The sequence below is a fragment of the Pseudomonas canadensis genome (assembly GCF_000503215.1).
Classification (GTDB): domain Bacteria; phylum Pseudomonadota; class Gammaproteobacteria; order Pseudomonadales; family Pseudomonadaceae; genus Aquipseudomonas; species Aquipseudomonas canadensis.
This window is the reverse complement of record NZ_AYTD01000015.1, coordinates 63829-76504: the sequence shown is the minus strand read 5'-3', so window position 1 is coordinate 76504 and position 12676 is coordinate 63829. Positions and strand designations below refer to the sequence as shown.

The following is a 12676-nucleotide window of genomic DNA, read 5'->3' as shown; positions in this document are numbered from 1 at the left end:
CGCCTGTGAAAGCCCGATCCGATGAGCTACAGATCTTCGTCAGCGTGATTGAATGCGGTTCGATTTCCGCTGCCGCGGAACAAGTCGGGCAGACGCCCTCGGCGGTCAGCCGCACCTTGTCACGCCTGGAAGCCAAGCTCGACACCACGCTGATCAACCGCACGACGCGACGCATGGACCTGACCGAGGAAGGCAAGTACTTCTTCGAACAGGCCAAGGTGATCCTGGCGCAGATGGACGAGTTGGAAGAACGCCTGTCGTCACGCCAGAAAAAACCGGCGGGGCGCCTGCGCATCAATGCGGCGGTGCCCTTTATGCTGCATGGGATCGTGCCGTATATCGCAGAGTTTCGCAGCCTTTACCCGGATATCCAGCTGGAGCTGAACAGCGATGACCTGATCATCGACCTGTTGGAGCAGAGTACCGACATCGCCATCCGCATCGGTGCGTTGGCCGACTCCACCCTGCATGCGCGCGCGCTCGGTTGTACGCCGCTGCATATCCTCGCCAGCCCCGACTACCTTAAGCAGTACGGCACGCCGACTACGGTCGCCGAATTGGCGAACCACACCTTGCTGGGGTTCACCCAGACCGAGACCCTCAACCACTGGCCGCTGCGCCATGTGGAAGGCGACCGCTGGTTGATCCAGCCCGGCGTGGCCGCGTCCAGCGGTGAAACCGTGCGTCATTTGGCGCTGGAAGGGCAGGGCATCTGCTGCCTGTCGAACTTCATGACCATCGACGACATTGAAGCCGGGCGCCTGGTGCCGGTCTTGGAAGCGTTCAACAGCGGTTATCGTCAGCCGATCCACGCGGTGTTCTACCGTAACTCGCAGCTGGCCTTGCGCATCCAGTGTTTCCTCGACTTCATCCAGGCCAAGCTGGCGCGGTATGCCTGCTGATTCGTGACCTTCGCGCAAGAGTGAATTGGGCAATAAGGGCTTATTCGTCAGGGATCGGCCCTTGATACTGGTGCCATCACTTACTCACTCAGGAGCACTCTCCATGAACGTATTCGTCACCGGCGCAGCAGGTTTTATCGGGGGTTCCATCGCAACCGGCCTGGTCAAGGCAGGCCACAGCGTGACTGGCCTGGTGCGCAGCGCTGAGCAGGCGGCCGAGATGACCGCATTGGTTATCACCCCAGTGATCGGCACTCTGGATGACGCCGCTGTATTGACCGAGCAAGCGCACAAGGCCGATGCCGTGATCAATGCCGCAAGCAGCGACCATCGCGCAGCCGTGGAAACCCTGCTGGCAGCGTTGAAGGGCTCGAACAAGCCATTCCTGCACACCAGCGGTTCAAGCATCGTGGGGGATGCGTCGGGCGGCAAGTCCAGCGATGTCATCTACTTCGAAGACAACCTTCCGGAGCCGACCGTCGACAAGGCCGCTCGCGTCGCTATCGACAACCTGATCCTGGCGGCTGCCAACGAAGGCGTGAACTCGGCGGTGATCTGCAACACCCTGATCTACGGTCACAGCCTGGGCGTGAAGCGCGACAGCGTGCAATTGCCGCGTCTGCTCAAGCAGGCGCGCAAGAGTGGGGTGGTGCGCCATGTGGGCAGTGGGCAGAACATCTGGTCCAACGTGCACATTGAAGACGTGGTGGCGCTGTACCTGCTGGCACTGAACAAGAACGTACCGGGCACCTTCTACTTTGTGGAAAGCAGCGAGGCGGCGTTTATCGACATGACCACCGCCATCGCCGAAGCCCTGGATCTGGGCAAACCCCAGGATTGGCCATTGGTCGATGCTGAAGCCGAGTGGGGCTACGAAATGGCCAACTATGGCCTGGGCTCCAACAGCCGGGTGCGTGGCAAGCATGCCCGTGAGTTGCTGGGCTGGGCGCCGAAGCGTACGTCGGTGGTGGAGTGGATACGCCACGAGATGGTGTGATGTTCGCTTGATACCGGGGCGCTTCTTTCGCGAGCAAGTCGAATCGTCGCACCGCCGCTTCCACACTGACTGCATTCCAAAGCCGGAACTCGGTCAAATGTGGGAGCGGGCTTGCTCGCGAAGGGGACGATACGGTCTTCGAGACTAGCCCCATTCCCTTCAATTCCGTACCATTCCCCGCCTTATCCCCCGCAATGCCCTGGTACCTCATGAATCTCACCCGTCTGCGCGCCGATGCCCTGGCCGGCCTCACCACGTCTTTTGCGCTGCTGCCCGAATGCATCGCTTTTGCCCTGGTGGCTCACCTTAATCCGCTGATGGGGCTCTATGGCGCCTTTATCATCTGCACCCTTACGGCATTGTTCGGCGGCAGACCCGGCATGGTGTCCGGTGCGGCCGGCTCGATGGCGGTGGTGATCGTGGCGCTGGTGGTGCAACACGGTGTGGAATACCTGCTGGCGACGGTGTTGCTGGGCGGGTTGATCATGGTCGCCTTCGGCCTGCTGCGCCTGGGCAAGCTGGTGCGCATGGTGCCGCACCCGGTAATGCTAGGGTTCGTGAATGGCCTGGCGATCATCATTGCCCTGGCGCAGTTGGAGCATTTCAAGAGCGGTGAACACTGGCTCAGCGGCACGCCCCTGTACGTGATGATCGGCCTGGTGTTGGTGACCATGGCCATCGTCTATCTGTTGCCACGCATCACCCGCGCGGTGCCGCCTGCATTGGTGGCGATCCTCGGCGTGGGCCTGGCGGTGTACCTGCTCGGCCTGCCGACCCGCACCCTGGGCGACATGGCCCATATCGCTGGTGGCCTGCCCACCTTTGCCCTGCCGCAAATCCCCTGGACCCTGGAAACCCTCGCCATCATCGCGCCGTACGCGTTCCTGATGGCCATGGTCGGCCTGCTGGAAACCCTGCTCACCCTGAATCTCACCGACGAAATCACCGAGACCCGTGGCTACCCGGACCGCGAAAGCGTAGCCCTGGGCGCGGCCAATATGGTCTCGGGCCTGTTTGGCGGCATGGGCGGTTGCGCGATGATCGGGCAAACCGTGATCAACCTCAGCTCCGGCGGGCGCGGGCGTTTTTCCGGGGTGTTTGCCGGGGTGATGATCCTGCTGTTCATCCTGTTCCTGTCGCCCTTTATCGAGCGGATCCCGCTGGCGGCGCTGGTGGGCGTGATGTTCGTGGTGTCGCAGCAGACCTTCGCCTGGGCGTCCTTGCGGGTGATCAACAAAGTGCCGTTGAATGACGTGCTGGTGATTATCGCGGTGACGGTGATCACCGTGTTCACCGACCTGGCCACGGCCGTGTTGTGCGGGATTGTGATTGCAGCGCTGAACTTCGCCTGGCAACAGGCGCGCGAGCTGTATGCCGATGAGCATCTGGAGGCCGATGGCAGCAAGCTCTATCGCCTGCATGGCACCTTGTTCTTTGCCTCGACCACGCCGTTCCTCAACCAGTTCGACCCGGCCAACGACCCGGCCCAGGTGACGCTGGATTGCCGTCACCTGAGCTTTGTCGACTATTCAGCGATTGCGGCGCTGATGACCCTGCGTGAGCGTTACACCAAAGCCGGCAAGCACCTGCGGGTACTGCATTTGTCGGAGCGCTGCAAGAAACTGCTCAAGCGCGCCCGGGTCCATCATGAGTAAGTGATCACGGCCCGACCAGGTCTTCGAGTTCCTGGGCGCGGGTCTGGGTCATGTCCAGCACGCAGCCGGAGCCGTTGACCTGGTCGATGGTGCCGCCGGTCGCGGAGCCGGCGAAGCCGCAGTTGGCATCACGGTATTTTATCCACAGGCGCTGCACGTCTTGCAGTTGCTGCTTGCGCGCACCTTCCTGGGCGGCGAGGGCGGTCTTGTAGGCCTTGTTCAGGCGCGTGTCCTGGACCTTGGCTTCCTTGGCGTTGCAATTGACCATGTCCGCGGTCGTGTCGGCGCTGTCCATGCATTTTTTCAACGCCGCGTTATCAGCGGCCGCAGCACTGCCGCACAGGGCGAGAAACAAAGCGCTGACGGCTAGGGATGTGCGAATCATGGTCGGTTTTCCTGGGCATGAGGGGAGGCGCATTCTATGACTCGATGGCGGCGTTTGAGTTTCCAGCATCTTCTGATCTTCATGTAAGAACACCCCCCGAATTTTCATAGGCGACCGTTGGGCATATCCCAGCGCGACAGCGCTTATCCGTGGGCGAAAATTACTTTCATAAAAATTGAAAATACTCTTCGGTAATGATTTATGAGTTTCACAACCAATTCGACGTGACCCTTTCCGAGGAGTACCGCATGGCCGCATCACCGGGCTTCGGGCTATTGGCATACGCTGCCATCGCCATCATTGCTTTGATCGTGCTGATAGCACGTTACCGGCTCAACCCGTTTATCGTCATCACCCTGGTGTCCATTGGCCTGGCGCTGATGGCCGGGATGCCGGCAGACACCATCATGGGCTCGTATGAAGCGGGCGTCGGCAAGACCCTGGGGCACATTGCCCTGGTGGTGGCGCTAGGCACCATGCTGGGCAAGATGATGGCCGAGTCAGGCGGTGCCGAGCAGGTGGCGCGCACGCTGATCAACCGTTTCGGCGAGCGCAATGCGCACTGGGCCATGGTGTGCATCGCCTTCCTGGTAGGGCTGCCGCTGTTTTTCGAGGTCGGTTTTGTGCTGCTGGTGCCGATTGCCTTTACCGTGGCGCGGCGTGTAGGCGTATCGATCCTGATGGTCGGTTTGCCGATGGTCGCCGGCCTGTCGGTGGTGCATGCGCTGGTGCCACCGCACCCGGCGGCGATGATGGCAGTGCTGGCGTACAACGCGTCGGTGGGGCAGACCGTGCTCTACGCCATCCTGATCGGTATTCCGACGGCAATCATCGCAGGTCCCGTCTACGCCAAATTCATCGTGCCGCGTATTCATCTGCCGGCGGAAAACCCGCTGGAACGCCAATTCATCGAGCGCGAACCGCGTACTCGCTTGCCGAGTTTCACGCTGACCATGGGCACCATCCTGTTGCCGGTGGTGCTGATGATGATCGGCGGTTGGGCCAACGTGATTTCCACGCCGGGCACCGGTTTCAATCAGTTCCTGTTGTTTATCGGTAACTCGGTGATCGCGCTGCTGGTGGCGACCCTTGTCAGCTTCTGGACCTTGGGTATCGCCCAAGGCTTCAACCGCGAATCGATCCTCAAGTTCACCAATGAATGCCTGGCGCCGACCGCGAGTATTACCCTGCTGGTGGGCGCGGGCGGCGGTTTGAATCGCATCCTGGTGGATGCGGGTGTGACCAACGAAATTCTCGGCCTGGCCCATGCTTTCCACCTGTCGCCTTTGGTAATGGGTTGGCTGTTTGCCGCGCTGATGCGTATTGCCACGGGCTCGGCCACCGTCGCCATGACCACCGCGTCCGGCGTGGTAGCACCGGTTGCCATGGGCCTGGGTTATCCACACCCTGAATTGCTGGTGCTGGCCACCGGCGCGGGTTCGGTGATCTTTTCCCACGTGAACGACGGCGGCTTCTGGCTGATCAAGGAATACTTCAATATGACGGTGATCCAGACCTTCAAGACCTGGACCGTGTTGGAGACTCTGATTTCTGTTGTCGCCTTCGGTCTGACTTACGGCCTGTCTCTTGTTTTATGAGCCGCATTTTGTAACCGGAGAGCCCATGGACATCCTCTACCAGATCCGCGCCCGCCAGGACTCTTTCAGCGCCGGCGAAGGGCGTATCGCCAAACTGATGCTCGAGGACGTGGGCTTTGCCGCGTCGGCCAGCCTGGAAGCGTTGTCCCAGCGGGCCGAGGTCAGTACGGCCACCTTGTCGCGGTTCGCGCGCAGTGTGGGTTGCCGGGATCTGCGGGATTTGCGTCTGCAATTAGCCCAGGCCAGCGGGGTCGGCAGTCGCTTCCTCGACCCGGCGGGGTTGCCGGAGCAATCGGCGTTTCATCGGCAGATCCTGGGGGATATCGAGGCGACGTTGCGTCAGCACTTGTCGGGGTTCAACCAGGCGGGTTTTGTCGATGCGGTCAACCTGCTGGGCAAGGCGCGGATGATCCACGCGTTCGGCATGGGCGGCCCGTCGAGCCTGTGCAGCGATGAGTTGCAGGTGCGCCTGGTACGCCTGGGTTATCCGATTGCCGCCTGCCATGACCCGGTAATGATGCGCGTCACGGCGGCGACGCTGGGACCGGAGCATGCGTTGATCGTGTGCTCCCTGACCGGCCTCACCCCCGAGTTGCTGGACGTGGTGACGCTGGCACGCAACTACGACGCGCGCATTGTCGCCATCACCCTGGCCGAGTCGCCCCTGGCCCAGTTGGCGGACGTGCTGCTGCCGCTGCAACCGGCCGAAACCAGTTTTATCTACAAGCCCACTGCGGCGCGCTACGGAATGCTGCTGGCCATCGACTTGCTCGCCACCGAGTTGGCATTGGCCCTGCCGGACGACAACCAGGAACGCCTGCGCCGGATCAAGCTGGCCCTGGACGATTATCGCGGCGGCCCCGACAGCCTGCCGCTTGGAGACTGATATGAAGTACGACACGTTGATCCGCCAGGCGCTGATCATTGATGGCAGTAACACCCCAGGCTACGTCGCCGATGTTGGGCTGCGCGACGGGCGCATCGAGACGATCGGCGACTTGTCGACGGCTGTGGCCGAGCATGAAATCGAGGCGTGCGGACGTGTGCTGGCGCCGGGGTTTATCGACGTGCATACCCACGACGATACCGTGGTGATCCGCCATCCGCAGATGCTGCCCAAACTGAGCCAGGGTGTGACCACGGTGATTGTCGGCAACTGTGGCATCAGCGCGTCGCCGGTGACGTTGCGCAGTGATCCGCCGGATCCGATGAACCTGCTGGGCAGTGCTTCGGCGTTTGTGTATCCGCGTTTCACCGACTATCGCACGGCGGTCGAAAACGCTCACCCGGCGGTCAACGTCGCGGCGTTGGTCGGCCATACGGCGCTGCGCAGCAACCATATGGATGACTTGCACCGCACTGCCTCAGCGGATGAAATTGCCGCCATGCGCGCGCAGTTGCAAGAGAGTCTCGAAGACGGTGCCCTTGGTTTATCCACAGGCTTGGCGTACGCCAGTGCATTCAATGCCGAGACCGATGAAGTGCTGCAACTGAGTGAAGCACTCACCGCATTCGGCGCGGTGTACACCACCCATTTGCGCAGTGAATTCGAGCCGGTGCTGGAGGCGATGGACGAGGCGTTCCTGATCGGCCGGCATGCCAAAGCGCCGGTGATCATTTCCCACCTCAAATGTGCCGGCGCCGGTAACTGGGGGCGTAGCCCGCAGTTGTTGGCGTCGCTGGAACTGGCGGCTAAAACCCATCCCGTGGGGTGTGATTGCTACCCCTATGCGGCGAGTTCTTCGACCCTGGATCTCAAGCAGGTGACTGACGCCTTTCGGATCACCATCACCTGGTCGACACCACACCCGGAAATGGGCGGGCGTGATTTGCAGGATATCGCCGCTGAGTGGGATGTTTCGTTGATGGACGCAGCCCGTCGGCTACAACCCGCAGGGGCGGTGTATTACGGGATGGATGAGGCGGATGTGCGACGGATCCTGGCGCATCCGTTGTCGATGGTCGGGTCGGATGGGCTGCCGGAAGATCCGTTCCCACATCCGCGTTTGTGGGGGGCGTTTCCACGGGTGCTGGGGCATTTCAGCCGGGATGTGGGGTTGTTCCCATTGCATACCGCCGTGCACAAGATGACGGGCCTTTCAGCCGCGCGTTTTGGCCTGGCGGAGCGGGGTGAAATCCGCGAAGGGCACTGGGCCGACCTGGTGTTGTTCGACCCGTTGCGCGTGCGCGATGTGGCGGACTTCAAGGAACCGCAGCGCGCGGCCGAGGGCATCGATGGGGTGTGGGTCAACGGGGTGTTGAGCTACAGCGATGGGCAGGCGAACGGTCAGCGGCCGGGTCGGTTCCTGGCGCGCAGTGGGGATTTGCGTCGGGGTTTTTCGCCTCTATAGTGGACGCTTATTTAGACGGAGCGGTTGCCATGCACTTAGGAAAAGTCACCCCCATCCTGCGGATTTTCGACGAGGCCAAGGCGTTGGAATTCTACGTCGATTTCCTGGGGTTCAAGGTGGATTGGCAGCATCGTTTCGAGGCGAATTTTCCGTTGTACCTGCAAGTGTCTCTGGGTGAGTGCGTGCTGCATTTGACTGAGCATCATGGCGACGCCTCCCCGGGCGCGGCGGTGCGGATTCAGGCTCAGGGTGTGGACGCTTACCAGCAGCAATTGGTAGGCAAGGATTACCGGTATGCCAAGCCTGGGGTTGAGGAAACGCCTTGGGGATCGCGGGAGATGAGCATCAAGGACCCGTTTGGGAATCGGGTGGTGTTTGTCGAGGAAGGCGAGGGCTGAGGGGTAAATCGCAGGCAATAAAAAACCGCCTTAGTAGGGCGGTTTTTTTTTGCAATCCCAGTTTTCGGCTGGGGTTGCGATCTCAAAAGACGCATTGACCCGCAGGTGAATACTACCGCCGGTCACGTCATCACGCAAGACGGAAGGATAGTTGGCATGGAGCGCTTTTCGGCATTCTTTTCTCGCGTGATTCGACTGCAAAAGCTTGCAATGAATCTATCGGTCAATACTGGATATTTGACCACTCTTTGAAACACCTTCAACGGGGATGTTGGTTAGGATCTTCCCCGTTCTGCGTTGGTCGCTTTTGGGTGGGCTGGGTCTGCGCGCGAATTCTGGACTGACCGCCACGGGCTAGTAATCCGTGCCGGATTGATGCGGAAGGACCATTAGCCCGGCCACCTCAAAGGACGCATTGACCCGCGTCCGAAGGCTCACGTGTTCCGGTAAGTGCGCTGGAGGTAAGGCCCAACTCACGGAGGGCCGAGTATGTCTAAGTTTGCACGACGTACGTGGAACCTCGTGGTGAACTGCCTGCGTGCTTATCACGTCTGGAAGTTCCTGCGGGACAGCTTCGATGACCGCTAAGGTCTGAGAAGTGGAGCCGCCCCGGTTTAGGCTGAGGCGGCTTTTTGGTTTCTTACACCCGGAAATGACTGACCATCTGCTGTAACTGACTACCCAGCCGCGCCAGTTCCACACTCGACTTGGCCGTCTCGTCACTCGCCGTAGCGGTCTGCTCCGACACATCCCGCACATTCACAATGCTGCGGCTGATCTCTTCAGCCACGGCGCTCTGCTGCTCGGCGGCGGCGGCGATCTGCTGGTTCATCGACTGGATATTCGACACCGTACGGGTGATGTTCTCCAGTGACACACCGGCCTTGCGCGTCAGCTCGACACTGCTGTCAGTGAGGCTGCGGCTGTTGTTCATCACGTTGGCCACTTGTTGGGTGCCGTTCTGCAAGCCGGCGACCAGGCCTTCGATTTCCTCGGTGGATTTTTGCGTGCGCTGGGCCAGGCCGCGCACCTCGTCGGCGACCACGGCAAACCCACGCCCGGCTTCACCAGCCCGCGCGGCTTCGATCGCCGCGTTGAGGGCCAGCAGGTTGGTCTGTTCGGCGACGGCCTTGATCACGTCCATCACGCTGCCGATCTTGTTGCTCTCTTGTTGCAGGTGGGTCATGGCGTCGGTGGAACGCGCCACTTCAGCGGCCAGACGCTCGATCTGGGCGATGGCCTCGGCCACCACCTTGTCGCCTGCGCGGGCTTGGCCGTCGGCATCGGCGGCGGCCAGGGAAGCTTGCTCCGCGTTGCGCGCCACTTCCTGCACGGTGGCAGTCATTTCGTGCATCGCGGTGGCGACCTGGTCGGTCTCGATCTTCTGACTGTTTACGCCGGCGCTGGTCTGCTCGGTCACGGCCGACAGTTCTTCGGCGGCGCTGGCGATCTGTGTCACGCCGTCACGAATACCGCTGATCAACTCGCGCAAGGTGGTGCCCATGCGCTGGATGCCTTGTTGCAACACGCCCAGTTCATCGCGACGAGTGACCTGGATGTTGTGGCTCAAGTCGCCGGAGGCAATGCGCTCCACCACCGCCAGGGTTTCCTGGATCGGGCGGGTGATCTGGCGGGTGATGACCCATGCTGCGATGACGCCAACCAATAGGGCCAACAAGGTGCTGATCAGCTGGAGGCTGCGGGCCTGGGCGCTTTCTGCGTCGCGGCGGGTCAGTTGGATGTCATACAGTTTGTCGCTGATCGTGACGATATCAGCGCCCTGGGTGGTCATTTCGGCGCGGGCAGTGACGATGTTGGCGTTGGCTGCCTTGTAGTTCTGAACGGCGCTGCGATAGGCGCCCAGGGCGGTTTCCAATGCGGTCAGCGCGCTTTGCTGGCTGGCGCCGAATGCGGCGCTGAGGTCTTTCACGCCGGCGATGGCTTTTTCAATCTGTGCAGCCGCGCGTGCTTCGGTCTCCGGGCTGACGTTACCGGTGTAGCCGCGTACTTCGTAGCGAGCCAACTGGAACTGCATCTTGGCGTCGGCCACCGCCTGGAACTGCGCCAGGTGCTCCGAACTGTCGGGCATTTGCTTCACGCTGGTTTCCAATGCGTTGATCTGCGCATTGGCGATATCCGCCTTGTCGCCCATCACCTGGCGCGAGGCGTTGCCGTTACGGTAGGCCTCGCGCATTTTGTTCAGCGACTGCTGGTAAGCGGTGATGATGGACTTTTGCTCGTTGAGCAGCTTGAGGTTTTCCGGGCTTTTGAAGCTGTCGAGCAGCTTCTGTTGCTGGGCAGCGAACGCATCCAGGTTGGTCTGTACGTTCTGGGCCACGGCTTCGTCGCCGTTGGCGAGCATATATTGCAGGCGCACGATACGTAGCTTGGTCAACGACGCATTGAGCTGAGTGATGTCGCTCATCCAGTTGCTGCGATCAATCAGGCCGCCCAGGCTGGTCCAGCCGGTCAGGGCCAGGATCGAGGTGAGGACCAGTACCAGGCCGAAGCCCAGGCCCAGTTTTAGATTGACGCTAATGTTGCCGAACCAGCTATTCATCGAATGCTCCGCAAGAATGATGGGGGGTGCTGGACGGTTATTGGTTTTGGAGCCAGCTGCTGTGTAGGGCTGTATCGGCGGCAGGTGTTGAATCTGAAATGCTAATTCGTAAGGTGCGACGAAGGGTCGCCGCCGCAGTGGCTGGCCGGGGAGGGGGCTGATCTTGGGCCGGTCTTGTGTGCTAGTCTGCGGGCCCTTTTAGTTCTGGATTGCGCGGGAAACCGTGTTGTCCTACAGCGGAGCCTCTTAATGTCCGAAGTTAATCTGTCCACCGACGAAACCCGCGTCAGCTACGGTATCGGCCGTCAGTTGGGCGACCAACTGCGCGACAACCCGCCACCGGGTGTGAGCCTGGACGCGATCCTCGCTGGCCTGACCGACGCTTTCGCCGGCCAACCAAGCCGTGTGGATCAAGAGCAAATGGCCGCCAGCTTCAAAGTGATCCGCGAAGTCATGCAAGCCGAAGCGGCAGCCAAGGCTGAAGCGGCTGCTGGCGAAGGCCTGGCGTTCCTGGCTGAAAACGCCAAGCGTGATGGCATCACCACTCTGGCTTCCGGCCTGCAATTCGAAGTGCTGACCGCCGGTGACGGCGCCAAGCCGACCCGTGAAGATCAAGTGCGCACTCACTACCACGGCACCCTGATCGACGGGACTGTGTTCGACAGCTCCTACGAGCGTGGCCAGCCTGCGGAATTCCCGGTAGGCGGCGTGATCGCCGGCTGGACCGAAGCCCTGCAACTGATGAATGCCGGCAGCAAATGGCGTCTGTACGTGCCGAGCGAACTGGCTTACGGCGCTCAAGGCGTTGGCAGCATCCCGCCGCACAGCGTTCTGGTGTTTGACGTCGAGCTGCTCGACGTTCTGTAAGACCTGCTGATTACTGCGCCTGGCTTTATGTGGGAGCCGGGCTTGCCTGCGATGCCGGCGACTCGGTCTGATGTCTTACCGAGTTGATGCCATCGCAGGCAAGCCAGCTCCCACATAAAGCAGGTGCATTCAACCTCGCTCATGGATGGAACTTGCCATTCAGCTCTGTCGCCGGGCGCAACGCTCGGGCATAGCAGAACAGAAACAGATTGCGCACCACTTCCTTCAACACGCCAGGTTCGCTCGAACTCAGCCCATTGACGTCCAGGTCGCCCTGGTCCTGCAGTTCATTCAGCGCTTCTTCTTCCAGCACGGCACAGACTTCACCGGTTTCCCGATGCAGGATCCGCAGGTAAGGCTGTGGGCGGTCCAGCCAGGCATCTATCAAATAAGTCATGGGTCTCATCTCCTTGATGGGTTTCAATGAGAATAATTCTTATTCGTAGAATAGCAAGTGCCTATTGGCGGTTTCTGGGTTTTTCTGTGTGGATATTGCGCTGGATCAAACGGGAGGGCGAAACGCCATCCCGCGGCGGGCGCGGGATGGGGGGCAGCATATTCAGACTTTGCGCACGAATTCGGACTTGAGCTTCATGGGGCCGATACCGTCGATCTTGCAGTCGATATCGTGGTCGCCGTCGCACAGGCGGATGTTCTTGACCTTGGTGCCCACTTTGACGACCAGAGAAGTGCCCTTGACCTTGAGGTCCTTGATCACGGTGATGGTGTCGCCGTCCTGCAGGACGTTGCCCACAGAATCTTTCTTCACGGTTTCGTCGCTGGCTGCTTCGGCCTCGCCATTGGCGGACCACTCATGGGCGCATTCCGGACAGATCAGCTGGGCGCCGTCTTCGTAGGTGTATTCGGAATTGCATTTCGGGCAGGGTGGCAACGTGCTCACTAAGGCTCCTTGAGAGTCAGGATGGCTAAAGGGCGCACATTATATAGGGTTTTGCAGTCTTA

12 protein-coding genes and 1 pseudogene are annotated in these 12676 nt (G+C 60.7%); 8 read left to right on the top strand and 5 right to left on the bottom strand.

Annotation, left to right across the window (positions count from 1 at the left end; translation table 11 throughout):
• Positions 1-5: 5 nt before the first annotated feature.
• The 3 genes from U367_RS0117030 to U367_RS0117020 all read left to right on the top strand — a co-directional run bounded on the left by U367_RS0117030 (position 6) and on the right by U367_RS0117020 (position 3554).
• Complete coding sequence (locus U367_RS0117030; RefSeq protein WP_028617919.1) at positions 6-902, top strand: LysR family transcriptional regulator; 897 nt, start codon at positions 6-8, stop codon at positions 900-902.
• 103 nt (positions 903-1005) lie between these two features.
• Positions 1006-1899 (top strand): NAD-dependent epimerase/dehydratase family protein, encoded by an 894-nt coding sequence (locus U367_RS0117025; protein ID WP_028617918.1) that lies wholly within the window; start codon positions 1006-1008, stop codon positions 1897-1899.
• 209 nt (positions 1900-2108) lie between these two features.
• Positions 2109-3554, top strand: coding sequence for a SulP family inorganic anion transporter (locus tag U367_RS0117020; RefSeq protein WP_028617917.1), 1446 nt, complete (start codon positions 2109-2111; stop codon positions 3552-3554).
• 4 nt (positions 3555-3558) lie between these two features.
• Here U367_RS0117020 and U367_RS0117015 read toward each other — a convergent pair whose 3' ends face one another.
• Positions 3559-3939, bottom strand: a complete 381-nt coding sequence (locus tag U367_RS0117015; RefSeq protein WP_028617916.1) for a lysozyme inhibitor LprI family protein — start codon at positions 3937-3939, stop codon at positions 3559-3561.
• A 248-nt stretch (positions 3940-4187) separates the two neighbouring features.
• On the opposite strand from U367_RS0117015, the gene U367_RS0117010 reads away from it, so the two are divergent.
• From U367_RS0117010 to U367_RS0116995, 4 genes are read left to right on the top strand one after another with little or no spacing between them, the layout of a single operon-like run.
• On the top strand, positions 4188-5537 hold the full coding sequence (locus U367_RS0117010; protein WP_099492621.1) for a GntT/GntP/DsdX family permease: 1350 nt from the start codon (positions 4188-4190) through the stop codon (positions 5535-5537).
• A gap of 25 nt (positions 5538-5562) precedes the next feature.
• Positions 5563-6423 (top strand): MurR/RpiR family transcriptional regulator, encoded by an 861-nt coding sequence (locus U367_RS0117005; RefSeq protein WP_028617914.1) that lies wholly within the window; start codon positions 5563-5565, stop codon positions 6421-6423.
• 1 nt (position 6424) lies between these two features.
• Positions 6425-7888, top strand: a complete 1464-nt coding sequence (locus U367_RS0117000; protein WP_028617913.1) for an N-acyl-D-amino-acid deacylase family protein — start codon at positions 6425-6427, stop codon at positions 7886-7888.
• A 29-nt stretch (positions 7889-7917) separates the two neighbouring features.
• Positions 7918-8286: a glyoxalase superfamily protein gene (locus U367_RS0116995; RefSeq protein ID WP_028617912.1), complete on the top strand. Its 369-nt coding sequence runs from the start codon at positions 7918-7920 to the stop codon at positions 8284-8286.
• 640 nt (positions 8287-8926) lie between these two features.
• Here U367_RS0116995 and U367_RS1000000132765 read toward each other — a convergent pair.
• Complete coding sequence (locus tag U367_RS1000000132765) at positions 8927-9790, bottom strand: methyl-accepting chemotaxis protein (protein ID WP_370636473.1); 864 nt, start codon at positions 9788-9790, stop codon at positions 8927-8929.
• Positions 9782-10711: pseudogene (locus tag U367_RS1000000132760) on the bottom strand (methyl-accepting chemotaxis protein); the annotation flags it as partial. The gene U367_RS1000000132765 and the pseudogene U367_RS1000000132760, both read right to left, overlap by 9 nt.
• A gap of 384 nt (positions 10712-11095) precedes the next feature.
• Here U367_RS1000000132760 and U367_RS0116985 point away from each other — a divergent pair.
• Positions 11096-11713, top strand: a complete 618-nt coding sequence (locus U367_RS0116985) for an FKBP-type peptidyl-prolyl cis-trans isomerase (RefSeq protein WP_028617910.1) — start codon at positions 11096-11098, stop codon at positions 11711-11713.
• Between the two features lie 139 nt (positions 11714-11852).
• On the opposite strand, the gene U367_RS0116980 is transcribed toward U367_RS0116985, so the two are convergent.
• Positions 11853-12110, bottom strand: coding sequence for a PA4570 family protein (locus U367_RS0116980; protein WP_028617909.1), 258 nt, complete (start codon positions 12108-12110; stop codon positions 11853-11855).
• 162 nt (positions 12111-12272) lie between these two features.
• Positions 12273-12614, bottom strand: a complete 342-nt coding sequence (locus tag U367_RS0116975; RefSeq protein WP_027617845.1) for a zinc ribbon domain-containing protein YjdM — start codon at positions 12612-12614, stop codon at positions 12273-12275.
• Positions 12615-12676: the final 62 nt, after the last annotated feature.